A 25431-nucleotide genomic window follows, 5' to 3' on the forward strand; every position below is an offset into this window, starting at 1 on the left:
GAGTCCTATCTAATTTATGCGTTTTCAATTAATTTACTCCCATAAAAACGTGCAGGAACCAGTTCGTATGGCTTTATTTCTGTCATAAAATATTCAGAATTAAGATATCCCTGCAAGGCAAAACGTTTGGTGGTATTCAGGAATTGGCGGGTATTTCCGGCTTCACTGTCATTTTCTCCTTCCAAGGCCATTCCTTTCACTATGGCTTCTTCGGCTTCTTTTTGGTCCATTTTAGAAAATGCCTTGCCATAGGTTTTCTTTGAAAAATCATCCCAGCCTTTAAGCCCTTTTACAAAACCGTTTTGTTGATCGGGGTTCAGACAGTCGTTACTCATAAGCAGCACAAAGTCCGGAATCATCAATTCTTCGGCTTTTTTAAGTGTGGTGCCGGGAAATATGGTATTGGTCACTTGGCTTAGCAAAGCATGATCGCTTTGAGTAACTTTTAGGTTTTGATAGGCTTGCAAAATGGATTCCTCGCTGAAGTTGCAGGCAGGTATCATGACTGCCCCTCCGGTAAGAATCGCTAATTGCTTCATAGCGGATCTTCTATCCATAATATTTTTTGAGTAAAATGAAAATACTCGAACAAGTTATTAAATTTTTGATTAACAGTCCAAGGTTTTTTTCATTGGTGGTACTTTCCCTTAAAAATGGTTTAATTTTACCGTTGAAACTTAACCACCACTATTATAAAAAGCGAAAAATGAAATTAACACTACAAGTAATAGTAATACTGCTTCTTCCGTTTGGGCTTTTGGCGCAGACGAGTATTAAGGTTTTGGATGCTGATTCTCAAGAACCTGTATCTTTTGTTACAGTAAAGGTAGACACCCGAAAAGCGGTGACTGCCAATGAGCAGGGAGAATTGACAGTAGACTTGACTGAGCCTTCTAATTTGCTGTTCTCACATATTGCCTTTGTTGACCAATTAGTTTTGGTGCCGGCTTCAGGTGAAGTAACGGTTTACTTGGAAAGAGGAGAAAATGCTTTGACAGAAGTTTTGGTCAGCTCCTTTGAATCTGAACGGCCATTGCTGGAGCAGGCTGCCGGAATCGCCAGGGTTGCAGAATCGGATTTATATCGGTTCAATGAAACCTCCTTGGTTCAGGCTTTCAACACAAAGCCCGGAATACGGATAGAGGAAAGAGCTCCGGCCAGTTACCGGGTTTCTATCCGAGGCAGTTCTTTGCGTGCTCCTTTTGGGGTAAGAAATGTGAAGGTTTACTGGAATGGCATGCCCTTTACCGCAGCAGATGGCACCACGCCATTGAACATGCTTGACTTATCCAATATTCAAAATACAGAAATAATCAAAGGTCCTGCAGGGAGTATCTATGGTGCAGGAAACGGAGGGGTAATTAGCTTTACCAGTAAGGAGTCCATAGATGAAAACAGAATCAGTGCTGCCCTATCTGTAGGTGACTTTGGACTGGTTCGGTACCGCCTGGGAGTTGATCAAAAATTGGAAAATGGTGGGGTTTCTGTGGCCTATGCCAGCCAAAAATCGGATGGGTACAGAGACCATACTGCCATGGATAGAGAAGTCGTGCAAGTAACCGGTTACTATCAGCCTTCAAAGAAACAGAAGCTTACAACACAAATCCTATATTCCGACCTTTTCTATGAGTTGCCGGGAGCTTTGACAGCAGATCAGGTGGCAGAAAACCCACAACAGGCAAGACCAGGTTCTGCAGCCCAAAATGCTTCGATCAAACAAAAATCCATGTATGGTACCTTGTCTCATGACTACAGGTTTAACCATAATCTGGACAACAAAACCTCACTTTATATCAATACCACTGATTTTGAGAATCCTTTTAACCTGGATTATAAAAAAGAAACGCAGTTTAGCTATGGCGGTAGAACCAGTTTTACCTATGATGACATTTGGGCCAATATTCCGGTCAGACTTATTGGAGGTGGGGAATACCAGCTTTCCAAGACTTCTGCTCTGAATTTCGGGAACAATGGAGGGCTGATTGATACCGTCCGCTTTGGGGATGAGTTGCTGACCACCACAGCCTTCCTATTTCAGCAATTAGAAGCAGAGCTTACCGATAACTTGCTTATGACCCTAGGTTTAAGTGAGAACTTTTCCAGTTTTGATATCGCCAGAAATATTGACGCGATCAACGGGGTACCTTCCAATGCCAAGCGGACATTTGACCCTGTAATTGTACCAAGGGTAGCTTTGTCTGCAAAACTAAATCCCAATTCAGCCTTACATGCTAGCATTAGCTCCGGTTTTTCTCCACCAACCATAGATGAGGTAAGAACCAATGAGGGATCCATTAATTTGGATCTGGAAGCTGAAAAAGGAGTGAATTATGAACTGGGTTACCGTTCCAGCTTCAATAAAGGAAGGGTAAATGTGGATGGTTCGGTTTTCTATTTCAAACTGGATGAAACCATCACCACCTTTGTGAATGAGCAAGGCGTGGTACTCTTCAGGAATGCCGGTGCCACCAATCAGAAAGGGATAGAGTTGATGGTAGATTATGCCTTGATCAGGAAACAAATGGGATTTGTTCAGGAGGCTAAAATTACTCATTCATTTACAGGTCACTATTTTGAGTTTGTGGACTTTGTAAAAGGGGACACTGATTATAGCGGAAATGACTTGACAGGTGTGGCTCCACATACATTGGTGAATCAATTGGACATCAAGACCAAACCCGGTTTTTACCTGAACTTTACCCACCAGTTTGTGGATGATATACCCCTGAATGATGCCAATACAGTTTTTCAGGAAGCATATCACTTGATGAATTCAAGGGTAGGCTGGAGAGGAGATGTAGGAAATGCCCTTGATCTCGAGTTGTATTTTGGGGTACAGAATTTAACCAATGCGACCTATAGCTTAGGGAATGACCTAAACCCATTTGGGGGAAGGTATTTTCAACCAGCTGCGACAAGAAACTTTTATGGCGGAATAAAGGTTGGACTAAGATATTAACAATCTCAAAAAAGCAATTATTTATGAACAACAGGCCTGTATTCAATATAGAAGAAGTCAATAAAATTATACGCAATAGGAGGTCTCAATTTGTGGCCCAGTTCAAGGAAAATGATCCTGTTGATGACGGGGTCATTAAGGAGCTATTGGAGAATGCCAACTGGGCACCTACACATAAGCTTACAGAACCTTGGCGCTTTGTAGTTTTTTCAGGTGAGGGCTTAAAAAAATTAGCCGATTATCAGTCTAACTTATACAAAGAGCGTAGTAAAAAGACAGGCGTTTTTAAAGAAGCTGTATACAATAAGTTGAAAGAGAACCCTTTAAAGGCGTCTCATGTAATTGCCATTGGCATGAAGAGAGACCTGCGGGCAAACCTTCCTGAAATGGAGGAGATTTCTTCCGTAGCCATGGCTGTTCAGAACATGTACTTAACTGCTAGTGCTAGAGGCTTAGCCGGCTATTGGAGTACGGGTGCTCCTACATTTTGGCCGGAGGCAAAGGGCTTTTTTGGCCTGGGAGAAGAAGATATGTTGATGGGTTTTTTCTTTGTGGCCAAGCCTTCCTCTGATGGTTGGCCTGAAGGAAAGAGAAGCCCAATATCTGATAAAGTGACTTGGATAAAATAACAATGGTTTTTTTAAAAAAACTATATCAAAATCCTGCTTTGGCCTTTTGTTGGCTGGTCTTGTTGGTGATGGGAGCATGTAGTGAAGACTACCTTCCCAAACCTACGGGCTATAACCGCATTGATTTGCCAGAGCGGGATTTTGTTTCATTAAATAAAAATTTACCTTATAGGTTTGAACATTCCGCCTATGCGCAGATTGAAAGAGATTCCTTTAACCTTGATGAAGAGACCTGGACGAATGTACATTACGCAGGACTAGATGCCCGAGTGCACCTTACCTATAAGGAAATCAATGGTGATGAGGATTTGCTCAAAACTTATCTGAATGATGCCATGAGTTTGACCTTCAAGCATCAGGTCAAAGCTTATGGAATAGATGAAGCTGTTTTATTGACGCCCAAAGGTTATAGCGGCTTTGTCTCAGAGCTAAGTGGGGAAGTGCCTACTCAGTTTCAATTTTTTGTTACTGATTCTACACAACATTTTTTACGGGGAGCGTTATACTTCCAGACAGCAGTGAAAAATGATTCACTGGCACCCATAATTGAATACATCAAAGTTGATATGATGCATTTGATGAATACACTTTCATTTGAAAATGTCAGATTAAAGTAGTATATTTAAAATTATATGTGTACCTACCATCAGCTACTTTTTATATTTACTAGCGCCTAGTAACCTTTCCAATTTTAAAAAACATTTATTTACCTATATGGCTACGCCTAAATTTTCTAGACCTAAAATAACCTTTCACCAAGACTTAAAACAAAGAGTTGGAGAATATTTTAAAACTCAAAACATTGCCCGATCAGGGAATATTGACCTTTTCATAAAGGCAGGTATCATGGTTGTGTCTTTTCTATTGCTTTACGTTCATTTGGTGTTTTTTACACCACATTGGGTATTAGGTCTTATAGAGTGCTTAATATTGGGTGCTTTGACTGCTTTTATTGGTTTTAATGTAATGCATGATGGTGCTCATGGGAGCTTTAGCGATAAGCCATGGCTCAATTCTTTAGCAGGAATGTCCATTAATTTTCTAGGTGCCAATGTTTTCATGTGGAAAACCAAACACAATGTGGTTCATCATTCCTATACCAATGTGGATGGGGTTGATGATGACTTGAATGCAAGGCCATTTTTACGCCTTTCACCTAGTCAAAAGAAATTTAAAATCCATCAGTTTCAACATTACTATTTTATTTTAACATATTCCCTGTTATACCTTTATTGGGTGTTTTTCACAGATTATAAAAAATATGTAACCAGAAAGGTTGGAGTAGTGCCAATTCAGAAAATGAAATTATCTGACCATATCAGTTTTTGGGGTTTTAAGGCCCTTCATTTGGCACTGTTTATTGCCATTCCGGTATACATGATGGGTTGGGTGCCATGGTTAATAGGCTTTTTGGTCTACAGTCTTTTTGCAGGTTTATTGTTGACCTTGGTTTTCCAATTGGCTCATAGCCTTGAAGAAACGGCCTTCCCTGTTCCTGAACCCGTGTCCAATTGCCTGGAGGACGAATGGATGATACATCAAATCAGAACTACTGCTAATTTTGCCACAGGGTATAAATTATTGACATGGTTTTTGGGTGGCTTGAATTACCAAATTGAGCACCATTTGTTTCCCAAAGTCTCCCATATTCATTATCCGGCATTAAGTAAGATCATTAAGGAAACCTGTAAAGATTACAATATCCAATACCTTGAACATCAAAAATTAAGGTGGGCTTTTAGGTCTCATTTTCGTCATTTGAAAATTTTGGGAACTGCATAATCTAAAATTGGAAGTTTGATATTTTAAATAATACCTGCTACATTTGTGGCAAGATCATTAGGGGTGCCTTAATATAACGGGCTGAGATCATACCCATATCACCTGACACGGATAATGCCGGCGCAGGGAAATGAAAAATAGCTAATCGTACGTAATGCTATTGGGTAAACAAGAAAAGGAGATTTGTCCCCTCATTTCTTCTATGTTTAACCAGAATAAAATATCAACATGATTCGTATTTGTATTTCAGCAATATTTATATTGCTGAGCCACTGGGTTATTGCCCAAAATAATATTCAGGGTTTAGTTACTGACGCTGAAAGTAATGCGCCTCTAGAAGGTGCGACCATCTACTTACAAGGTACCTCCAAAGGGGCAGTTACTGATGAAAATGGTGCCTTTCAATTAATGAACCTAAAGCAAAACACCGCAAGTCTTCGCATTTCATTTATAGGGTTTTCTTCCCAGACGATAAGCGTTTCCCTGCCTCAGGAAGAAAAACTTGTGGTGGCACTTGAGCCCATAGCCCTTACGGCCGAGGAATTTATTGTGTCGGGAACCAGGGCTTCAGAAACCACCCCAACGACTTTCCAGGTGATAGACAAGGAGACCATTGGAAAGGATAATTTAGGACAAGATTTACCTTTATTGCTAAATTATACCCCATCAATTGTAACCCATTCCGATGCCGGAACTGGAGTAGGCTATACCGGATTGCGAATAAGAGGGACAGATCAGACTAGGATCAATGTTACCGTAAATGGAATCCCATTGAATGATGCCGAATCCCATGGCGTGTTTTGGGTAAATATGCCTGACTTTGCTTCCTCAGTAGACAATATACAAATCCAAAGGGGAGTTGGAACCTCTACCAACGGAGCGGCTACCTTTGGTGCCAGTCTTAACATACAGACCGATACAAAAAGAGAAGAGGCTTATGCAGAAACAGACAATTCCTACGGTTCTTTCAATACCCGCAAGCATACCATAAAAGCAGGTACGGGTCTGATCAATGACAAATGGGCTGTGGATGCCCGGCTTTCGCAGGTAACCTCTGATGGGTATATTGACAGGGCTTTTTCTAACCTCAAATCCTATTTTGTTTCCGGAGGATATTACGGAGAGAAGCATGTAGTGAAGGTGAATATCTTTGCCGGTGCAGAAAAAACCTACCAAGCTTGGAATGGGGTTCCGGAAAATTTGCTGGCTACCAACCGAACTTACAATGGATATACCTACGATAACGAAACAGACAATTACCAGCAAAATCATTATCAGTTCATTTATGCCGGAACACTATCGGACAACTTAAAAGCGAATTTTGCTTTGCATTATACTGCCGGACAGGGTTATTATGAGCAGTTTAAAGAAGATGATGACCTAGAGGATTATGGAATTGAGCCTATACAGATAGCAGATCAAGCAATCAATAGTACGGATATTATCCGAAGGAGATGGCTAGACAATGACTTTTATGGTGCTGTTTTCTCTTTAAAGTATGTTTCATCCAATGGAAGGTTGGATGCCATTCTAGGTGGAGGAGCCAATCGCTATGATGGAGACCACTTTGGTGAAATCATTTGGATGGACATTGCAGGAAGCACCAATATTCGCGACAAGTATTATAACAATGTAGCGGTAAAAGATGATCGGAATATTTACACAAAAGCCACCTACGAGGTAAGGGAAAGACTTTACCTATTTGGTGACCTTCAAGTAAGAGGAATTGACTACTCTTTTAATGGAAAGAATAATGACCAAAGAGATGTTAGTGGACAGCAATCTTACACTTTTTTCAATCCTAAGTTTGGGCTTTCTTATGAAAGTGGAAATGGAAAAACTTTATATGCCTCCTATGCAGTGGCCAATAGAGAACCTGTAAGAAGTGATTTTACTGATTCTCCCATTTCTGAAATCCCAAGGCCCGAAAAACTAAATAATGTGGAGGCCGGAATTAGAGTCAAACAATCTAATTTTCAGTACAATGCCAATTTTTATTATATGGGCTATAAAGATCAGTTGGTGTTGACTGGTCAGCTAAATGATGTGGGGGCTTATATTAGAGAAAATGTGGCCAGTAGCTATAGGGCGGGTATAGAACTTGATGCAGCAGTGATGCTCTCTCCCCAATGGACCTTAGGCGGTAATGTTGCTTTTAGTCGGAATAAAATTGATAGCTATACGGAATACAGTGATGTGTACGACGAAAACTGGGACTTTACCGGTCAGGAAAGCATCACCTATACCAATACAGACATAGCCTTTTCTCCGGATGTAGTGGGGAGTGCCATTATTGATTTCAAGCCTATAAAAAATCTTGAATTGAGCCTGCTCAATAAATATGTAGGCCAGCAATTTCTGGACAATGCCCAGCAAGAGGATAGAAGTCTTGATGCTTATTGGACCACCGACTTTAGGTTCGTTTATTCTTGGAAACCGGGATTTGTAAAAGAAGTTGTATTCTCAGGTAAAGTGAACAATGTATTCGATAAACTTTACGAACCCAACGGCTACACCTTTGGCTATTTCGTCCCCAACAGTGAAGGACAGGGGATGCAAAGAGTAGCTGAGAACTATTACTACCCAATGGCAGGCACCAACTTTATGGCAGGAATATCCATCCGCTTTTAAATGATAAGGAAACAGTAATTTTATAGGAATCTCTCCTTGGTTTAGACCGGGGGGAGATTTTATTTTATAGGTGCTCCATGCGTTTGGAGAATAAGTTTTTTGGCAAGAAAAGGCGACTTTTTGAGCACATTTACTGCTATTTTGGAGACCAGAGGGGCACCAAAAAGCCGCTGAACAGCCCTGCCGGTGCGTAAGCGACTGTAGAAAAAATAATTCCAAGCCTTAGTATATTCCTCCTGAACGGCTTTGAGGTTCTTGTGTTTTAGAATAGCTTCGGCTGCCAGTTTTCCGCTGTGAATGGCAATGGCCATACCATTGCCACACAAAGGAGTGATCATACCGGCTGCATCACCTATCATAATCACCTGGTTTTCTACCGGAGATTTGGTGGCAAAACTGATCTCATTGATAACTTCGGGTTTCTCCCAGAGAAATTCTGCACCTTCATAGATTGCTTTGATATGTGGGTTTTTAAACAAATATTGTTCTTCCATGGCAGGGATATTTCCTGCCGCTTTTAATTGGGCCCTGCTCCCAAGATAACATAGGTTAAAATGTCCATTCTCCACGCGATTGATGCCCAGATAGCCTCCCTCATAATTGTGCAGAGCAACAATATGGTCTGCTTGGGTTATTTTGATATGGTGTTTGATACCTATATAAGGGCTCCGCTGTTTTAAATAAGGTCGCTTGAGGTACTTGTCTATCTTGGATCTTTTGCCATATGCTGCCAAAACAATTGGAGAAACCAACCGTTCACCATGATTGGTACTAAGGTCGAAGAGCTTTTTTTTGGCAATATAATCTATAGTGGCTATTTGTGTCTTTAATAGAAACTTTACGCCTACTTCCTGGCATTTTTGGTAAAGGAAATGGTCAAAGTTGTATCTGCTAATGCCAAAACCTCCCAAGTCCAGCGGAACTTCTGCCAAAGCGCCATTGACTGCACTTAACCTAAAAGTATTGATCTCTGCAGGGTTAAAGCAGGATGGAAATAAATTTTCCTTGATTAAAAAATCCCTTACTTCGTTGGAGATATATTCCCCGCAAACCCTATGAAAGGGGTAGCTCTTTTTTTCAATGAGAAGGACCTCTTTACCATGCTTTGCCAAAAGGTAAGCCGCAATTAATCCGGAAAGCCCTCCGCCTATGATTGTAATTTGGTTTTGGTTCATCTGTTATATTAACAACTTGAATGCGTAATGGTTTGTAACTATTACTGAAGCATGTGCCGGAATACAAATTAAAATTTTAATTTTACTTTCTATTATTCCTAACTTAATTAAATAACCCAATATGTTGAAGTCAAAGGTAAGCCTTTTGATTTTGCTGCTAGTCGGATTTGGGCTAAATCTCATTTCACCGGATTTGGCAGAGGCGCAGCGAAGAAAGAAAAAAAAGGACAAACAAGAAGAAAAAGATACCGAAAAGAAACCTGCAAAACCTAAAGATGGATTAAAATCTTATGGTGAAATAATTAAAGACAGTACCCAAAGCAAAGCAGGGCTTTTTACTGTTCATAAGGTGGAAGAGAAATACTATTATGAAATCCCTGAAGAAATGCTCGGTAGGGAAATGCTTATGGTTACCACCATCGCAAAGACGGCCAATGGTATAGGCTATGGTGGAGAGCGCACCAATACCCAAATGCTCAAATGGGAAAAGAAAGACAAGAATATCTTATTGAAGGTGGTTTCTTATGCCAATACTGCTGCGGACTCGCTTCCGATTTATCAAGCGGTAAAAAACTCCAACCTGGAACCTATTTTATACCGATTTGATATAGAGGCCAAAGGCAAAAATGAAAAAGGTTGGTTGATTGAAGTGTCAGACCTATTCTCCAAAGATATACATGCTCTTGGTTTGCAACAAAGGCGCAGAAAAAGCTACAAAGTGACGCGGCTAGACACGGACAGGTCCTATATAGAAAGGATCAGCCCTTATCCCACCAATATTGAAGCCCGATATGTATTGACATATGCAGCTTCTGCTCCACCTTCCAATGCTTCAACAGGGCTCATTACAGTGGAAATGAACAGCAGCATGGTCTTGCTCCCGGAAGAACCCATGAAGCAAAGACTCGCTGACCGAAGGGTAGGCTGGTTCAATACGAGGGTAACAGATTATGGTCTGGACGCCCATAAAGCAAGTCAACGCATCTACCTGGATCGATGGAGACTCGAAGTAAAAGAGGAGGACATGGAAAAGTTTAAGGCCGGAGAACTGGTGGAGCCTAAAAAGCAAATTGTCTATTATATAGATCCGGCTACTCCTTCACAATGGGTTCCCTATTTGATTGCAGGTGTGGAAGATTGGAATGCAGCTTTTGAAGAAGCCGGTTTTAAAAATGCCATTACAGCCAAAGAAGCACCTAGCCCGGAAGAGGATCCCGATTGGAATCCGGAAGATGCCAGGTATTCGGTGATCAGGTATTTTGCTTCAAATATTCAAAATGCCTATGGTCCCCATGTTTCAGATCCACGATCGGGAGAAATTATTGAATCTGATATAGGCTGGTACCACAATGTTATGAACCTGTTACGCAATTGGTTCTTTGTGCAAACAGCAGCAATCAACCCTGACTCCAGGGCGGTACAATTTGACGATGAAGTGATGGGAAGGTTAATTCGATTTGTTTCATCTCATGAAGTGGGACATACCCTTGGCTTGCCACATAACTTTGCTTCATCTTTTGCTTATCCTGTAGATTCTTTGCGCTCTGCTACCTTTACCGCTAAGTATGGAACAGCTCCTTCACTTATGGATTATGCACGTTTCAACTATATTGCCCAGCCGGAAGACGAAGGGGTGCATTTGTTCCCTGAGGTAGGGCCTTATGATAAATTTGCCATCTCCTGGGGCTATCGGCCTCTTCCAGATGCTGCAACGCCGGAAGATGAACAAGAGATCCTTGACCAATGGATCTTGGCAAAAAAAGGTGACCCCATTTACCGCTATGGAAGGCAAGGTAATCCTTATGATCCCAGTGCGCAAAGTGAAGACTTGGGCAATGATGCGATGAAGGCCTCCTATTATGGGATTCAAAATCTTAAACGCATCCTTCCTAACCTTATCGAATGGACGGTAGAATTGGATAAACCTTTTAAAGATTATGATGACCTGAAGGAGTTATATGGCCAAGTGTTGACGCAGTATAACCGATATATGGGACATGTAAGAACAAATATTGGAGGAGTTTATGAAATTTATAAAGCCATAGGCCAAAATGAACCCGTTTATACTCATGTGGATAAAGCCAAGCAGAAGGAAGCTATGGCTTTTATTCAAGAGGAGTTGTTTTTGACTCAGGATTGGTTGACGGATGACAATATAACCGGTAGAATTCAAGATTTTGGAGTTTTGGATAGAATAAGAAAATTGCAGGTGGGTACACTCAATGGGATTTTGGACTGGGGCCGCCTTGGAAGAATTATTGAGAATGAAGCCATGAATGGTGCTGAGGCTTATGGTTTGTTGGAAATGATGACGGATTTAAGGAAAGGAATATGGGCGGAATTGCCTGAAGGGAAATCCATTGATGTGAATCGAAGAAGTCTGCAAAAGGCACATTTGGAGAAACTTGAAGCGTTGATGACCAAGGATGCTAGTGGTCGATCTGCCTCTTCTCTGAATGCATCGCAGTCGGATATACCCTCAGTGGCTCGTGCTTCATTAAATGTAATTCAAAGGGAGGTCAAAAGGGCTATTCCAAGAACCTCAGACTCCATGAGTAAAATTCATTTGGAGGATTGTCTTGAGAGAGTAAATAAAATATTAGATCCTTCTTAAGGATCTATTTCAACCCTTTTTAATAAAAAAGCCATGAGATTATATCTCATGGCTTTTTTTGAATTTACTAGTTCCAAATATCCCAAGCGGCTTCTGCCTGAAGATGGAGCATTTCTATTCCATTTTTTGTTTTCGCTCCCATTTTAGCTGCGGCTTTCATCATGGCCGTTTCCGTGGGGTTATAAACCAGATCATAGTACCAATTATTGGCTGTTAGCTGATCTACAGGCAAGTCCGGCATGGCTGAGGTATTGGGATAAGTACCCAAAGGGGTGCTGTTTATGATCAGCGGATACTCTTGGAGTAAATCCGGAGAAGCCATGATGTCCTTGTAGCTAATGGTGTTTTTGGTAGAGGCATCAGGCTTTCTAGAGACTTTTAAATAGGGGATTTCCAGATCCTTCAATGCCTGGCAAACAGCCTTGGATGCACCACCTGTTCCCAATACCAGAGCTTGGAGTTTTTCCTGTCCCAGCCAGTTGGTCAGGGAGGTTTTGAAACCATAATAATCGGTGTTGTATCCGATTAGCCCTTTCTCTGTTAGTTTGATACAATTGACAGCACCGATGGCTTTACAGGCAGGTTCTAAATTATCCAGAAAGGGGATTACCTGCTCTTTGTAAGGTATGGTCACATTAAGTCCTATCAAACCTTCTTGCGAGGAAATGATTTCCGGCAGGTCTTGGATGCTTGGGATTTCATACAAATCATACCTGCAATCTGTGGTTCCTTCTCTATCGAATTTGTCAGAGAAATACTTTTTTGAAAAGGAATGGGTCAGAGGATAACCTATTAAACCGTATTTTTTCATTCTTTCCTAAAATTATAAGCCAACCTTTCAAGTCCGACCACCAAGACCACACCAATCAAAAATGCCAAAATAGCGATCAGAAAGGCAGGTTCCTGCCCTGTTTCGGCTAGATATACATGGGGCAATATGTTCTCTGTCAACAATGGCTTTTGAGCCCCGGAACTTGACACCCTATAGGTTAGGATTTTTTTCCATGGCCAAATCTTATTGATAGAGCCAATCATAAAGCCTGACAAGAAAGACAAGGTTAGGGCATGGTAGTTTTTCAAAAACCAAGAAATCACCCGGCTAAACAGCAATAAGCCGGTGATACATCCCAAAGCAAAGACACCCAGGATCACAATATCCCTTTCATTGACAGCGTGTAGGATGAATTCATATTTTCCTAAGATTAGCAAGAGGAAACTACCTGAAATTCCTGGAAGTATCATGGCGCAGATGGCAATGGCTCCGGCAGTGAAAGTAAACCAAATGTTATTAGGTGAAGAAATCATTGGAAGCTCAGTGATGAAATAGGCAATGAGCGCTCCGATAGGAAACATCAAAATGGCAACAATGGTCCATCGTTTGATATCACGAAGAATAATTATGGCACTAATGAGTATCAACCCACAGAAAAATGACCACAAGGGAATGGGGTATTTGTCAATCAGAAAAGTTATCACTTTTGAGAAAGCAAAAATACTGGTTAAGATTCCTGAAAATAAGGTCAGTAGGAAACCAGCATTTACATGTTTCCAGAAAGCCACAACCTCAAACTTTGCCAATAACTTTATGGCGGTGAGGTCAAAGGAATTGATGCTCGCCAGTAGTTCTTCATAGATCTTCGTAACCAGTGCTATTGAACCACCGGAAACCCCGGGGACAATATCGGCACTTCCCATACCCATGCCTTTTAAGAAAAGGAATGCCTTCTCACGAAACTTATTCATTGATTGGACTTTTAATAATGAGATTAAAAATTATTTGTTCAAAAAGAAATCGAAAGTATCTCCTCTTAGTCCTAGTCTTAGCGTTTCCAACGGAATGATTTCATTGGGGGCAATATTTCCTAAATTCACATTGGTACCCAATAATTTGATAAACCAAACTTGTTGTTCCTTCTGTGGTGCTTCCCAAATGATTCTTTCTTCCGGAACTTGGGTCAAAATTTCTTCTACCAGACCTTGCCTTACTTCTCCTGAATCTCTGAAAAGCCCTACGGTACCTCCTTCTCTGGCTTCACCTATAACCTTCCAAGCACCGGCACTAAGTTCTTTTTGCATTTGATCAATCCATTTATAAGGAGGAATGATTTTGGCGGCATCTTTGGATCCCACTTCTGAAAGCACGGTTACATCCTTTGCAAGGGTTTGAATGTACTCACATTTAGTGTCATGGTCCAAGGTAATGGAGCCATCAGAAACTTCTACAAAAGAAAGTTGGTACTTGTCCAGTAGTCGCCTGTAGTCTTCAAATTGATCCCTAATGATAAAAGCTTCGAATAAAGTGCCTCCAAAATAAACAGGAATGCCGGCAGCCCGGTAAATATCAATTTTTTCTTTTAGTTTGGTAGTGACATAAGAAGTGGCCCAGCCTAATTTAACGATGTCTACGTAATCTCCGTTAGCTTCTATGAAGTCTTCCACTTCTCTTAGACTTAAACCCTTGTCCATAGCCATGGTAAATCCCGAATTTCTAGGCTTCTGTGTTCTGGATGGGATGCTGTTCAGGATGTAATTCATTCAATATGATTTTGATATAATAGATAAAAAAGAGTCTTATTCATTAAAACCCTCTCTATACTGATTGATTATTTTATAGATTGCTTTCTGTTGTTCCAGTTCAGGCATCAACTCATATAGCAACGTATGTTTTTCAAAGTCCAAAGTTAATGCATTTTCCAAAATTGAAAAGGCTTCTTTGTATTTACCTGTCTTAATCATATACACTACCAGTCGATAATAAAGGCTTGCCTCCTCAGGTAACTCTTCCAAGCCTTCCATAATCACATCTTCCGCCTCCTCAAATCTGTTTTGATCAAAATAGATCAAGGAAAGGTTGATATAGGTTTCTAAAATGCCTGGTTCCAGATTAATGGCTTCCTCATAGGCTTCAGAACTTGACTGAAGGTTGCCCAGTTGATATTCTGCATCAGCCAGCCCCACCCAATAGTTGGCGTTTTCTGCAGTTAATTTGATGGCTTTTTTGAAATAATGTATGGCTTCAAAATATTTTTTCTTTTTGACCATGCACATTCCAAGCCCAAACCAGGCATCGTCATATTCTGAATCCAGTTTTGCGGATTTTTTGAAATACTTGAAAGCCATGTCTATTTGATCCAGCTTTTCATATGAAGCCGCAAGGTAACAGCAATTTTCAGCATTGCTTCCTTCACAATTGATTGTATTTAAATAGGCTTCCAAGGCCTTTTTATACTGATTGGTATTCATCAGGGCATTGCCAAGATTGAAATACGCAGATGAAAAGGTGTCATCGATCAATAAAGCATATTCATAGGCATCAATGGCCTCCTCAAACTTACCCAAGCGATTATAAACCACGCCAAGGTTATACCATGCATTGGCATTGTAAGGGTCTTGATCGATAAATTCTTGGTAGAAATTGAGGATTTCGTCAAATGAACCTTCTTCATCAGTTAGCATGGCCAGCTGAAACAAGGCATCTTCATGATTGATTTTAAGCTTTACAGCTTCCTTAAGGCATTCAATGGCCTCCCTGTTTTTATTTTCTATCCTGTAAAAATTCCCCAAAAGGTAAAACACCTCAGCCTTGTCTTCAGCCAAGGGGATAAAATTTTGAAGTAGTTGAATGGCATCTGAATTCTGATCCAATATGGACATGGCATTGGCCAATGTCAGCACAATGTCTTCATTGTTGGGTGAAATATTGTTTAGGTTTTCAAGAATCTCTAAACCTTCTTCTACTTCATCGAGAAAAATATGCGATTGAGCCATTAACAATTTTATTTCAATTGAAAATGGAAACTTAGACAAAGCCCATTCGCTGGTTTTTAACGCTTTTCTGTATTTAAAATGGTCATGGTAATATCTAATGATATCTTCTAATTCTTCTTCTCCGAAAAACAAATTTAAGTTAGCGCTAAGTGAGTCTTCAAACCTCTTAACCAACTCTTTCTCTTGATCTGAATGATTATCAAAATCTTCTGTCATAGGTTTGATGTAATTTTTAAACTTAATGTACCAATTTTATTCTTGAGATGACCTAAACCATTCAAGTTTTTATGATTAATTAACGGCTTTGTATGTATGTCAATTAACCGATATCGCCCATTTAAAGGTGTCCGTTAAAGGGGTATAGGTATATTTTGTAATCGAATTAATTTTATTGTTATCATACCTGATTTTGCTTTGAGCAGATTTGATCGTCTGAGGCGTAACAGGTATTTTATTTTTAGCAAAATAATTATAGAGCATGGACCAGTTGATTATCATCTTGGCCATCCAATTATTCAAAGGTTTTTTGGGTGGAGTTAATTTAAATTCTTTGGCCATTTCTTTGAAAAATGTTTCATAAGGTATGGCTTCTTTATTGATGATGTACCGTTGTCCCCAATGTCCGGAATCTATCATGGTATTGATCTGGGAAACAGCGTCTCTGATATCTATATAGTTTATGTCTCCAATTGGGAAATACCGGTTTCCTTCCAGTACATATCTGTAAATTTGACTGGAACTTCTTTCATCACCAATCTTTGCCAATAAGATGGAAGGATTGAAGACCATTACCTCAAGCCCCTCTTGTGCCCCTCGCCAAACTTCTAGTTCTGCGAGATGCTTAGAAATGGCATAGGGAGTATTTAGATGGGAGTTTACCCATTTCTGATTTTCATTGATAAGGGGAACAGCATCTCTCCCAAGTGCGGCAACAGAACTTATAAAAACCAATTTTTTGCAGCTTGAAGACAGCATGGCATTAACCATGCAGGCTGTACCTTGGGTGTTGGTCTCCAGTAAGGCCTCTTTTTGGGATTCATCAAATGAGACCATGCCGGCAGCATGGATCACTAGATCCTGATCGTTGCAGGCTTCGATCAGCAGTTCTACATCTGTGATCTCACCTTCATACCAGTTGATTTGAGAAGCGAGATTTCCCAGAAGATCTGTGCTGCTATTTTGCCTTTTGAGCCCGGAAATTTGAGCTTTACCGGCATAACTTTTTGCCAGATAGCTTCCCAATAACCCGGTAATGCCGGTAATCAATATTTTTTTCACACGCAATAATGCTTACAGGTTATTATAATTCTTTATTCCACAAATCCATTTCCTGTAATTTATCATAGTATTTGCTATGGGGTAATCTTTCCATGGCATTGAGGTACTTTTCATTGTGGCAGTCTGTCCCTACCAATTTCACCAAGTTTCGATCTATTAATTTCTCGGCAAATTTTTTGACGCCTTTAGAGTAGTAACCTGTCAGTGAAAGTAAATTAAGCTGAAAAGGGATGCTTCTATCTATCAACGCATCGAGTGTTTCCACCTCCTGATGTAAATAAATGTATCGTTCAGGATGAGCGAATACCGGTTGGTAGCCCAACATTTCCATTTTAAAGAAAGTATCCAAAAGAATATGAGGCTTGCTCATAAACCCTGTTTCTACCAGGACCATTTTGTTGCTCCCAAAAGAGAGAATAGGTTCTTTGTTTTCAATCTTTTCATAGAAAACTTCATCCAGATAATATTCAGCTGCAGCATCCAATTCAATGTCAATTTCAGCTTCCTTTACAGCCAATCTAAGTTTTTCTAATCCGGCCCCTATGATTTCAGGCGTGTTTTTAAAAAACTCGCTCATGATATGTGGGGTGATGATTAATTTTTTTAGCCCGTAACCCGAAAGCCTGCTGATCAGCTCAATGGATTCTTCCATGTTTTGTGAACCATCATCAATGCCCGGGATCAGATGACTGTGCATGTCAGCCCCTAGCCAGCTGAGGTCGAGCGGTTTATTTTTAGGTGATTGATTAAATTTTTTAAATAGTTTAATGATAGACATTAAAGTCCTCCTTTGCTTATTTCTGTAAATTTTTCAATATCAGGCCACAACTGGTCTTTTTCTGATAGCAGTGGTTCACTCACTCCCCAATCAATGCTTAACTGTTTATCATTCCAAATAATTCCACCTTCACTTTCTTTGTTGTAAAGGTTAGAACATTTATAGGTAAATACGGCGTCCTCCCATACGGCAAAACCGTGTGCAAAGCCTTTAGGAACATACAACATGTTTTGAAGTTTTTCATCCAAGACCACTGAATGGAATTTCCCATAGGTATCTGAGCCCTTTCTAAGGTCAACACAAACATCCAACACCTTGCCGCTAATAACCCTTACCAATTTTGCTTGTGCATGCTCGCCCTTTTGAAAGTGAAGACCGCGAACAATTCCGGCCTCTGAATAGGATTGATTGTCTTGGACCCAAGTGGTATTTAAACCCTTCTTTTCAAAACTATCCTGTCTGTAACTTTCTAAAAAATAACCCCTTGCATCTTTAAATACTTTTGGGTAGATTTCATATACATCTTTAATAGGTGTTTCCCTGATTTCCATACCTTTGGATTTATATCTCTAAAAACGTTGAAATTTGACAAATATGTTATGAAGATATATAAATTTGAAACGAATTTGTACAGTTGCGGTTTAAAGATTGAATCTTAAATGTGTTAATACCGGAAAAAGTCTAAAAATACTTAGATTTATTTTAACTGATAATGAATCTATTGGCAGGACAATATGTTATAATTTCCTGAGTTAAAAAGATTGAATTAAACTTTCTGAATGAGTAAACATAGTAGAAAATTAGCAAAATTAGTAGATACTTCTCCCAAAGAAGAAACCGCCATATTGGTAGCACTGATCCATCAAAATGAATCAGAGAAGTTGGTGCAGGAACATTTGGACGAACTGGCATTTTTGACGGAGACGCTTGGTGCCAAAGCCATACACCGGTTTACCCAAAGAATGGACAAACCGGATACAAGGTCTTTTGTAGGTACCGGTAAACTTGAGGAAATAAAAGCGTATATTGAATACTTTGATGTGGACATGGTCATTTTTGATGAAGACCTGAGCCCTTCACAAGTGAAAATTCTGGAAAATGAATTGAAGATTAAGGTTTATGACCGGTCCATGTTGATCTTGGATATCTTCCTCAACAGGGCTCAAACGGCCCAAGCCAAAACCCAGGTCGAATTGGCGAGGTTTCAGTACCTATTACCTAGGCTTACCCGAATGTGGACACACCTGGAGCGACAAAGAGGTGGTACCGCCACCCGTGGTGGAGCAGGTGAAAAGGAAATAGAAACAGATAAAAGGGATATCAGAAGGAAAATCGATATTCTGAAGGATAAGCTCAAGAAAATAGAGAAACAAGGCCAGACCCAACGAAAAGGCAGACAAGGAATTGTGAGGGTTGCCCTTGTGGGATACACCAATGTGGGTAAAAGTACCTTGATGAACCTTTTGACCAAGGAAAATATATTGGCGGAAAACAAACTTTTTGCGACGGTAGACTCCACGGTTAGAAAAGTTGTCCTAGAAAATATTCCTTTCCTGATATCCGATACGGTAGGTTTCATACGAAAGCTTCCTACGCACCTTATTGAGTCTTTTAAATCTACCTTGTCTGAGATAGAAGAGGCAGACCTATTGGTGCATGTTGTAGACATCGCCCATCCCGGATTTGAAGACCAAATAGCCGTGGTGAACCAAACCCTTAGAGAAATGGGGGCCGGAGATAAACCAATGATCATGGTTTTTAATAAAATTGATATAGCGCCTAAAATGCCTTCTGAAGAGGAACTGATGGAAATGTCTGAATTTGAAGTGGAGGAGGCCAATTTTATCGATTTTGAAAAACTGAAAGTAAGTTATGCCAAAAAATCAGCGATTAACCCGGTTTTTATGGCCGCCGGCGATGGAACCAATATTGCTGAATTAAGGAAAACCATCATAGAGGAGGTGAAAAAGATTCATAAGAAAATGTATCCGCATTACCTTGAAGATGAAGTTGTGGATTTCTCTCAATATTCCGATGGGGATTAAATGATAATACCCATGATGGGCTGAGTCCCGATTATACTTTTCCCTGAATTGGTTTAGCTTAATTCAGGGAAAAGTTTGGCTTTTTAAAATGAAAATAGGTGAAGGCCCACCTCCACCAATTTTTTGCAGGTCAAAGCCTTAAGCTAATTTATTATTTTTCGTTTGTAAATATTTTGTGGGCAAGGCCAGTTTTCGGTTTAAAATTTCAATCCAAATTTAATTATACGACACATTGAGGAGATTAGCAGCTTGGCTTGGGAAAGTTTTACTTGTCTTATGGGTCACTTCCCTGCTACTGGTCCTGGCACTAAAGGTTTTGCCTGTTTATTTTACACCCTTGATCGGGATTCGAACCATAAATCAGGTGTTCTCTGAAAAGAAAGTAGTGCTTAATAAAGACTGGGTGCCCATAGAAGAAATTTCTCCACACTTGTATTTGGCGGTAATTGCATCCGAGGACCAGAAGTTTTTAAGCCATCATGGCTTTGATTGGGAAGCCTTGGAAAGTGCAATGGCTGATTATAAGACAGGTAAGCGTTTGAGAGGAGGGAGCACTATATCCAATCAAACCGCTAAAAATGTTTTCCTCTGGCCGGGAAGGAATTTTGTACGAAAAGGCTTGGAAGCTTATTTTACTGTGTTGATCGAATTGTTTTGGAGCAAGCAAAGGATTCTTGAAGTATACCTGAATGTAATAGAAATGGGGGAAGGCCTATATGGAGCAGAGGCGGCCGCTCAGAGATATTTTAAGAAACCGGCATCTAAACTTTCCAGACAAGAAGCCGCTTTGATTGCTGCGATTTTACCAAACCCCATCCGGTGGAGAGCCGACCGTCCCACGGCTTATATTAAGAAGAGACAAGGCTGGATATTGAGAAATATGAACAACCTGGGTGAAATAAAGCTAGAGCCATAGGAAGCTTGGTTATTTTCTTATGATACTCCTCAGGCGGGTAGTAAACCTTGGTTTGTCCTCCATGACATTCAGATCATCTTCTGAAATCCGTTTCACGCTTTCGATGGTATAGAAAGCTTTTTCATCACTTTCTTTTAGCTTATTTATTAAACCCGGAAGCATTTCCCTCTTGATCACGGTAAACATTAAGATTACTTTTCCATACCTGCCTTCTGCACCTACAGAGGTAAATCTGTAACTTTTTTCTTTCATGTATTCAACCAATTGGGGTAGCGGTTCAGGCGTAATAATTCTAACTAACACCCTTCCCAGAGCCAATCGTTCTTCGATGACCATCCCCACATAGGTGCCTGTAGCGAAACCACCTGCATAAGCAATATAGGACATGGGATTGCTAATGTTTTGAAAAATTTGGCCTATGGCCAAGAGCCAAATAAAGGCCTCAAAAAAGCCAAGGATTGGAGCAATGGTTTTTTTACCATTGAGCACAAACATTATTCTCAGGGTGTTGATAGAAACATCCACCACCCTGGCAAAAAAGATCAATAATGGCATTACCAAGTAGTCGAAAACCGTTTCGGATATACCAAAAGACGCTATAAATTCCTGCATGAGATGAATGAAAATTTTGAAAGCGCAAAAGTAAGCAAAGTAAATCAGATTAAATAGCTTTCATAAAATCTAAACGATTGGTAACCAAAAAATTTGAACCGTTTTTTTGGGATGGGGAATGTTTTCAAATACCAGCCTAATTTGCTTTGGAAAGGCGGCTTAAATTGTTTTATTCTTACCTGCTTGATACCCAAAAAAGGTAAATAATATAGAGGCAATAATCATTAAGTAGATCAGTAGATCCCAATCCTGCCACATATCAAATGCTACACCAAATAACATGGGGCCGAAAGCAGCCAGAAAATAGCCGGCTGACTGGGCCATGCCGGATAATGCTGAAGTATAGTTGTCCCCTTCTGTTCGAAGGGCAATAAGGGTATAGGCCAAACTGATGCTTGCACCCATACCAAGACCTATAAGTCCTATGCTAAAAATGTTCAGCCAAAGGATTGGAATAAACAAGCTGCTAAAGCCGGTGATGTATATTAGCCCTATGATGGTATTGAAAATGGATTGTTGCTGGTACCTGACTGCAATAAATGGGGCTACAAATGTGCCGGATAGCCCCACCACTTGCATCAGAGATGCAGTCAACCCTGCCTCAACGGGGGACAAGCCTCTGTCGATCATCATGTCAGGAAGCCAAGTAACAAGGGTAAAGAATAGAAAGGATTGTAAACCCATAAATAAGGTAACCTGCCAGGCCAATCTGGAGCGCCAAACTGATTTTCCTGTTTTTTCGGGTTTGACTTTTGGCTTGGGGCTGAGTTTTAGTTGTGGCCACCAGACGATCAAAGCAAGGAAAAGCAGAGAACTCCAGAATAACAGAGAGCCTCTCCAACCCCAGCCCAGATCAATGGCCAACGGGACGCTTAAAGCAGTGGCTATTGCGGCCATCAATGACATGCCTGTGCTGTACATCCCCGTCACAGCGCCTGTTTTCGTAGGCATTCGTGCTTTCACCAAGGGGATCAACAATACATTGCAAATTACGATACCTATGCCGGTGAGCGCTGTGCCTATAAATAAGGCATAAGGGCCTGCTGAGACCCTGATAATTGAACCTATTCCAAGCACAAGGAGGCCGAGAAAAATGGCTTTGGCTTTGCCAAAATAGTCTCCTATTGAGGCAGAGAAAAGGGAGAAAATGGCAAAACTAAGTAATGGTAAAGTGGTAAGAAAACCTGCCAAACCATTAGAAATTGACATTTCTTCTCTGATATAGGGGATTAATGGACCTACTGCCGTAATGGAGGGGCGTAAATTAAATGACACGAGCAAGATCCCCAAAACCAACCATTGGTTGCTACTCTTGTTTTTTAAACGGCTAATGGTATGGCTAAAAGTCATGAAAGGTCAACCGAAGTTGGGTCGCATAAGGTTCCGTGAAAGGTAAAATATGTACTTGTTTTTGTTTAAATTGGCTTACTAGTTGTAAAAGGTTGTTTTCAGGCCGGTTCCGAAGCGGAGCCGATGAAGTAGCCATACGTGCTCTTTACCCTCTGGCTTCGACTCTGCTCAGCCGCCGGGAACATGAATTGTCTAATTTACCTAGGATTCCCTAAGAGGTGGGGCAACTGATTGAAAATTTTAATACCTAAAACCTATGTCATAGCCGGAATAAGCTAGCCGGTTCCTGAGCGGAGCCGAAGAAGTAGCCATACGTGCTCTTTACCCTCTGGCTTCGACTCTGCTCAGCCGCCGGGAACATGAATTGTCTAATTTACCTAGGATTCCCTAAGAGGTGGGGCAACTGATTGAAAATTTTAATACCTAAAACCTATGTCATAGCCGGAATAAGCTAGCCGGTTCCTGAGCGGAGCCGATGAAGTAGCCATACGTGCTCTTTACCCTCTGGCTTCGACTCCGCTCAGCCGCCGGGAACATGAATTGTCTATTTTACCTAGGATTCCCTAAGAGGTGGGGCAACTGATTGAAAATTTTAATACCTAAAACCTATGTCATAGCCGGAATAAGCTAGCCGGTTCCTGAGCGGAGCCGATGAAGTAGCCATACGTGCTCTTTACCCTATGGCTTCGACTCTGCTCAGCCGCCGGGAACATGAATTGTCTAATTTACCTAGGATTCCCTAAGAGGTGGGGCAACTGATTGAAATTTTTGATACCTAAAACCTATGTCATAGCCGGAATAAGCTAGCCGGTTCCTGAGCGGAGCCGAAGGAGTAGGCATAATGACTCGTCTTTGCTCCCCACAAATTACATATGTCTGATTTATTTACTTCTGCAAACCCTACATACAACAATTATTCATTCTCCAGCAAGGTCTCAATATAATTGACCATATCCAGTAATTCAGGTCGAAAAGTCTTACGAATAAAGTTGTCATTTTCTTTTTTGTATTTTTCAAACATACCGGATCCCTGTTTTTTTGAATACATAATATTGGCAATCCGGTCGCAATATTTTATGAAAACAGCATTGGGCGTTTCCTGCATTTCCCGGTAATATTTATCATTGGCCCTTTCAGTTCTGCTTTTCCCTTTTTCATTGGTTAAGGCAAAAGCCAATTCCGCCACTGTTTCATTGGTATTTTTCTTGACGTCATTATAGGTCTCTCTTGCATCCTCTATGATATCATGTACCCAGCAAGCACATAAAACATTTTCACGCTCTTCCTCTGCTACCAAGTAAATGAATTTTTCAGCTACTTCATGTACCATTTGAAGGTGAAATTCATACCCTTGGTCTCCATATTTATGATTGACTGCTTGGTGGGTTTTAATGGCGTAGGTAGTCGTTTTTTCTAACATATTCTTAAAACAGTGGTTTGGGTTTTTCTTTAAAATTTGATATGGCTATGCCTTGAATTTCCTTCGCCTTTGGCAGGAAATCTGCTTGCTTAATGAATAAGTTTTTTATAGGGGAGATTAATTAAACAATATTGAGTTTGACTTTAATTTATCCAAAGAAACCTAATTTTTCATTAGGTCTAATATGTCTGTAAAGTCAAAAGTAAAAGTGAAAAATATCTAGAAAAAAAACAAACTTAATATTGATAAGACCTTTAATTTTCAGCCTGTTCATGAGGTGATAATCCTTCCTGTTCTATGCGGGCCGGCTTTTGCATTTTTGTGCGGGCTTCAGCCTGTAGAAAATGATTTTCTTTTGTAACTTGAGATTGTATTTAGCTCAATTTGCTACGGTTTATCCTCCTGTTATCTTTATTCCTCCAATTATGAAAAAATTGATATTACTGGTTTTTGGTGTGATGGTATCCATTACGCAAGTATTCGGTCAGTTCAAGTCCGATTATCCTGATATCCCGAGGATTGATGTGCATACCCATGTTGCAGAAGATATTTCCGGAATTTCAAACTACCTTAACCTAGGAAACCTTTTAAGGGAGGAGAAAAACATAGACCTGGCTTTATGGATTAACTTGGGAAATCGAAATACTCCCTTATTAAACATAGCAGCAGTAGAGCAGGCCGGAGAAGGAAGGATGCTCTGTGGAATTGCAGATTATAAGGCCCATGATGGATTAAGCTATGCACCTGAATCCCTGAAGAAGTTCCAGGAACAGGGGTTTGTAGGTTATAAGATTTGGTCCGGGCCTTGGTACAGGGCACTGGAGAAAAAGGAAGATGGCTATCCTTATATCGATGATCCTGCACATGAAGCAACTTTTACAGAAATGGAGCGGATAGGTTTTTTGGGTGCTTCTATCCATGTTGCTGACCCTAACGGGCCTTTTGGTAATAGGACAGCATGGCTGGCAGACCCCGTCGAATATTGGACACAGATAAATGCCTGGCGAAATGTGCTGGAGAAACATCCGGACCTGCGTGTGGTCATGGCTCATTCCAACTGGCTGATTTGTCAGGATGCTCAAATAGACTATTTGCGCAATATGCTGGCCACTTTTCCCAACCTAAACATCGATTTGGCCGCAACTTTTCAATATTATCACCTGGTGGATAGGGAAAACCTCCGGTCTTTTATGATTGAATGGGCAGATAGAATTGTTTTTGGAACAGATATAGGCAATGTTAAAAACGAAGAAATAAGCCAAAGGGCCGAGCAGTATTCAAGGGCTTTTCAGATTTTAGAAACCGGAGACAAGGTAAATGGTGGATTTTTTGGTGGCCCGGAAACCCGGGGATTGGAATTGCCTAGAGAAGTTTTGGAAAAGATCTACTATAAAAATGCCATGCGGCTTTACCCTCGGGTAAAGGAGCGCTTGCTAAACCTAGGATATCATCTTGATTAATCGAAGCCACTTGC

Annotated in this window: 21 protein-coding genes and 1 riboswitch; of the genes, 9 read left to right on the forward strand and 12 right to left on the reverse strand. The window is 40.6% G+C overall.

The window, feature by feature from the left end:
• Window positions 1–14: 14 nt before the first annotated feature.
• A complete protein-coding gene (locus tag ACYVHJ_RS10660; protein WP_339904254.1) occupies window positions 15–557 on the reverse strand; it encodes a gluconate 2-dehydrogenase subunit 3 family protein in 543 nt (180 codons plus the stop codon).
• Between the two features lie 149 nt (window positions 558–706).
• Between ACYVHJ_RS10660 and ACYVHJ_RS10665 the strand changes: the two genes are divergently transcribed.
• The 5 genes from ACYVHJ_RS10665 (at window position 707) to ACYVHJ_RS10685 (ending at window position 8001) form a co-directional block, all read left to right on the forward strand.
• On the forward strand, window positions 707–2959 hold the full coding sequence (locus ACYVHJ_RS10665) for a TonB-dependent receptor (protein ID WP_460514586.1): 2253 nt from the start codon (window positions 707–709) through the stop codon (window positions 2957–2959).
• A 23-nt stretch (window positions 2960–2982) separates the two neighbouring features.
• Entirely contained in the window at window positions 2983–3588 is a 606-nt protein-coding gene (locus tag ACYVHJ_RS10670) for a nitroreductase family protein (protein ID WP_460514588.1), read from the forward strand.
• Window positions 3589–3590: 2 nt separating this feature from the next.
• Entirely contained in the window at window positions 3591–4205 is a 615-nt protein-coding gene (gene gldD / locus ACYVHJ_RS10675) for a gliding motility lipoprotein GldD (protein ID WP_339680495.1), read from the forward strand.
• Between the two features lie 97 nt (window positions 4206–4302).
• Entirely contained in the window at window positions 4303–5370 is a 1068-nt protein-coding gene (locus ACYVHJ_RS10680; RefSeq protein ID WP_460514590.1) for a fatty acid desaturase family protein, read from the forward strand.
• A 49-nt stretch (window positions 5371–5419) separates the two neighbouring features.
• Window positions 5420–5516: riboswitch (TPP riboswitch) on the forward strand.
• An 82-nt stretch (window positions 5517–5598) separates the two neighbouring features.
• Entirely contained in the window at window positions 5599–8001 is a 2403-nt protein-coding gene (locus tag ACYVHJ_RS10685; protein ID WP_460514592.1) for a TonB-dependent receptor, read from the forward strand.
• Window positions 8002–8060: 59 nt separating this feature from the next.
• On the opposite strand, the gene ACYVHJ_RS10690 is transcribed toward ACYVHJ_RS10685, so the two are convergent.
• Window positions 8061–9176, reverse strand: a complete 1116-nt coding sequence (locus ACYVHJ_RS10690; RefSeq protein ID WP_460514594.1) for an NAD(P)/FAD-dependent oxidoreductase — start codon at window positions 9174–9176, stop codon at window positions 8061–8063.
• Window positions 9177–9297: 121 nt separating this feature from the next.
• Between ACYVHJ_RS10690 and ACYVHJ_RS10695 the strand changes: the two genes are divergently transcribed.
• The gene (locus ACYVHJ_RS10695) at window positions 9298–11790 is read left to right on the forward strand and encodes a zinc-dependent metalloprotease (protein ID WP_460514596.1); all 2493 of its coding nucleotides are present in this window, start codon (window positions 9298–9300) and stop codon (window positions 11788–11790) included.
• A 67-nt stretch (window positions 11791–11857) separates the two neighbouring features.
• Here ACYVHJ_RS10695 and ACYVHJ_RS10700 read toward each other — a convergent pair whose 3' ends face one another.
• The 7 genes from ACYVHJ_RS10700 to rfbC form a co-directional block, all read right to left on the reverse strand.
• The gene (locus tag ACYVHJ_RS10700; protein ID WP_460514598.1) at window positions 11858–12601 is read right to left on the reverse strand and encodes a shikimate dehydrogenase family protein; all 744 of its coding nucleotides are present in this window, start codon (window positions 12599–12601) and stop codon (window positions 11858–11860) included.
• Window positions 12598–13533: a DUF368 domain-containing protein gene (locus tag ACYVHJ_RS10705; protein ID WP_339901932.1), complete on the reverse strand. Its 936-nt coding sequence runs from the start codon at window positions 13531–13533 to the stop codon at window positions 12598–12600. The genes ACYVHJ_RS10700 and ACYVHJ_RS10705 overlap by 4 nt, the downstream gene beginning before the upstream one ends.
• Before the next feature lie 30 nt (window positions 13534–13563).
• Window positions 13564–14325, reverse strand: a complete 762-nt coding sequence (locus ACYVHJ_RS10710) for a phosphosulfolactate synthase (RefSeq protein WP_014019519.1) — start codon at window positions 14323–14325, stop codon at window positions 13564–13566.
• A 36-nt stretch (window positions 14326–14361) separates the two neighbouring features.
• Window positions 14362–15774 (reverse strand): tetratricopeptide repeat protein, encoded by a 1413-nt coding sequence (locus ACYVHJ_RS10715; RefSeq protein WP_460514601.1) that lies wholly within the window; start codon window positions 15772–15774, stop codon window positions 14362–14364.
• Window positions 15775–15873: 99 nt separating this feature from the next.
• Window positions 15874–16836, reverse strand: coding sequence for an NAD-dependent epimerase/dehydratase family protein (locus tag ACYVHJ_RS10720; protein ID WP_460514603.1), 963 nt, complete (start codon window positions 16834–16836; stop codon window positions 15874–15876).
• Between the two features lie 22 nt (window positions 16837–16858).
• Window positions 16859–17614 carry a tyrosine-protein phosphatase gene (locus ACYVHJ_RS10725; RefSeq protein ID WP_339901935.1) on the reverse strand — a complete coding sequence of 252 codons (756 nt, stop codon included), beginning with the start codon at window positions 17612–17614 and terminating at the stop codon, window positions 16859–16861.
• Window positions 17614–18165 (reverse strand): dTDP-4-dehydrorhamnose 3,5-epimerase family protein, encoded by a 552-nt coding sequence (rfbC, locus tag ACYVHJ_RS10730; RefSeq protein ID WP_460514605.1) that lies wholly within the window; start codon window positions 18163–18165, stop codon window positions 17614–17616. The genes ACYVHJ_RS10725 and rfbC overlap by 1 nt, the downstream gene beginning before the upstream one ends.
• A 228-nt stretch (window positions 18166–18393) precedes the next feature.
• On the opposite strand from rfbC, the gene hflX reads away from it, so the two are divergent.
• Entirely contained in the window at window positions 18394–19659 is a 1266-nt protein-coding gene (gene hflX, locus ACYVHJ_RS10735) for a GTPase HflX (protein ID WP_339901937.1), read from the forward strand.
• A gap of 232 nt (window positions 19660–19891) precedes the next feature.
• Window positions 19892–20575, forward strand: coding sequence for a monofunctional biosynthetic peptidoglycan transglycosylase (gene mtgA / locus ACYVHJ_RS10740; RefSeq protein WP_460514607.1), 684 nt, complete (start codon window positions 19892–19894; stop codon window positions 20573–20575).
• Window positions 20576–20584: 9 nt separating this feature from the next.
• On the opposite strand, the gene ACYVHJ_RS10745 is transcribed toward mtgA, so the two are convergent.
• The 3 genes from ACYVHJ_RS10745 to ACYVHJ_RS10755 all read right to left on the reverse strand — a co-directional run bounded on the left by ACYVHJ_RS10745 (window position 20585) and on the right by ACYVHJ_RS10755 (window position 23957).
• The gene (locus ACYVHJ_RS10745; protein WP_339901938.1) at window positions 20585–21187 is read right to left on the reverse strand and encodes a DUF2179 domain-containing protein; all 603 of its coding nucleotides are present in this window, start codon (window positions 21185–21187) and stop codon (window positions 20585–20587) included.
• A 159-nt stretch (window positions 21188–21346) separates the two neighbouring features.
• Window positions 21347–22537 carry a CynX/NimT family MFS transporter gene (locus tag ACYVHJ_RS10750; protein ID WP_460514610.1) on the reverse strand — a complete coding sequence of 397 codons (1191 nt, stop codon included), beginning with the start codon at window positions 22535–22537 and terminating at the stop codon, window positions 21347–21349.
• Window positions 22538–23450: 913 nt separating this feature from the next.
• Complete coding sequence (locus ACYVHJ_RS10755; protein ID WP_339905327.1) at window positions 23451–23957, reverse strand: HD domain-containing protein; 507 nt, start codon at window positions 23955–23957, stop codon at window positions 23451–23453.
• Window positions 23958–24382: 425 nt separating this feature from the next.
• Between ACYVHJ_RS10755 and ACYVHJ_RS10760 the strand changes: the two genes are divergently transcribed.
• Window positions 24383–25417 carry an amidohydrolase family protein gene (locus tag ACYVHJ_RS10760; RefSeq protein ID WP_460514613.1) on the forward strand — a complete coding sequence of 345 codons (1035 nt, stop codon included), beginning with the start codon at window positions 24383–24385 and terminating at the stop codon, window positions 25415–25417.
• Window positions 25418–25431: the final 14 nt, after the last annotated feature.

Source organism: Cyclobacterium sediminis (genome assembly GCF_054781075.1).

Bases quoted from the DNA above. Each gene is read 5' to 3' on its own strand.
- ACYVHJ_RS10660 (WP_339904254.1), bottom strand. From the start codon at position 557: ATGGATAGAAGATCCGCTATGAAGCAATTAGCGATTCTTACCGGAGGG.
- ACYVHJ_RS10665 (WP_460514586.1), top strand. From the start codon at position 707: ATGAAATTAACACTACAAGTAATAGTAATACTGCTTCTTCCGTTTGGG.
- ACYVHJ_RS10670 (WP_460514588.1), top strand. From the start codon at position 2,983: ATGAACAACAGGCCTGTATTCAATATAGAAGAAGTCAATAAAATTATA.
- gldD (WP_339680495.1), top strand. From the start codon at position 3,591: ATGGTTTTTTTAAAAAAACTATATCAAAATCCTGCTTTGGCCTTTTGT.
- ACYVHJ_RS10680 (WP_460514590.1), top strand. From the start codon at position 4,303: ATGGCTACGCCTAAATTTTCTAGACCTAAAATAACCTTTCACCAAGAC.
- ACYVHJ_RS10685 (WP_460514592.1), top strand. From the start codon at position 5,599: ATGATTCGTATTTGTATTTCAGCAATATTTATATTGCTGAGCCACTGG.
- ACYVHJ_RS10690 (WP_460514594.1), bottom strand. From the start codon at position 9,176: ATGAACCAAAACCAAATTACAATCATAGGCGGAGGGCTTTCCGGATTA.
- ACYVHJ_RS10695 (WP_460514596.1), top strand. From the start codon at position 9,298: ATGTTGAAGTCAAAGGTAAGCCTTTTGATTTTGCTGCTAGTCGGATTT.
- ACYVHJ_RS10700 (WP_460514598.1), bottom strand. From the start codon at position 12,601: ATGAAAAAATACGGTTTAATAGGTTATCCTCTGACCCATTCCTTTTCA.
- ACYVHJ_RS10705 (WP_339901932.1), bottom strand. From the start codon at position 13,533: ATGAATAAGTTTCGTGAGAAGGCATTCCTTTTCTTAAAAGGCATGGGT.
- ACYVHJ_RS10710 (WP_014019519.1), bottom strand. From the start codon at position 14,325: ATGAATTACATCCTGAACAGCATCCCATCCAGAACACAGAAGCCTAGA.
- ACYVHJ_RS10715 (WP_460514601.1), bottom strand. From the start codon at position 15,774: ATGACAGAAGATTTTGATAATCATTCAGATCAAGAGAAAGAGTTGGTT.
- ACYVHJ_RS10725 (WP_339901935.1), bottom strand. From the start codon at position 17,614: ATGTCTATCATTAAACTATTTAAAAAATTTAATCAATCACCTAAAAAT.
- rfbC (WP_460514605.1), bottom strand. From the start codon at position 18,165: ATGGAAATCAGGGAAACACCTATTAAAGATGTATATGAAATCTACCCA.
- hflX (WP_339901937.1), top strand. From the start codon at position 18,394: ATGAGTAAACATAGTAGAAAATTAGCAAAATTAGTAGATACTTCTCCC.
- ACYVHJ_RS10745 (WP_339901938.1), bottom strand. From the start codon at position 21,187: ATGCAGGAATTTATAGCGTCTTTTGGTATATCCGAAACGGTTTTCGAC.
- ACYVHJ_RS10750 (WP_460514610.1), bottom strand. From the start codon at position 22,537: ATGACTTTTAGCCATACCATTAGCCGTTTAAAAAACAAGAGTAGCAAC.
- ACYVHJ_RS10755 (WP_339905327.1), bottom strand. From the start codon at position 23,957: ATGTTAGAAAAAACGACTACCTACGCCATTAAAACCCACCAAGCAGTC.
- ACYVHJ_RS10760 (WP_460514613.1), top strand. From the start codon at position 24,383: ATGAAAAAATTGATATTACTGGTTTTTGGTGTGATGGTATCCATTACG.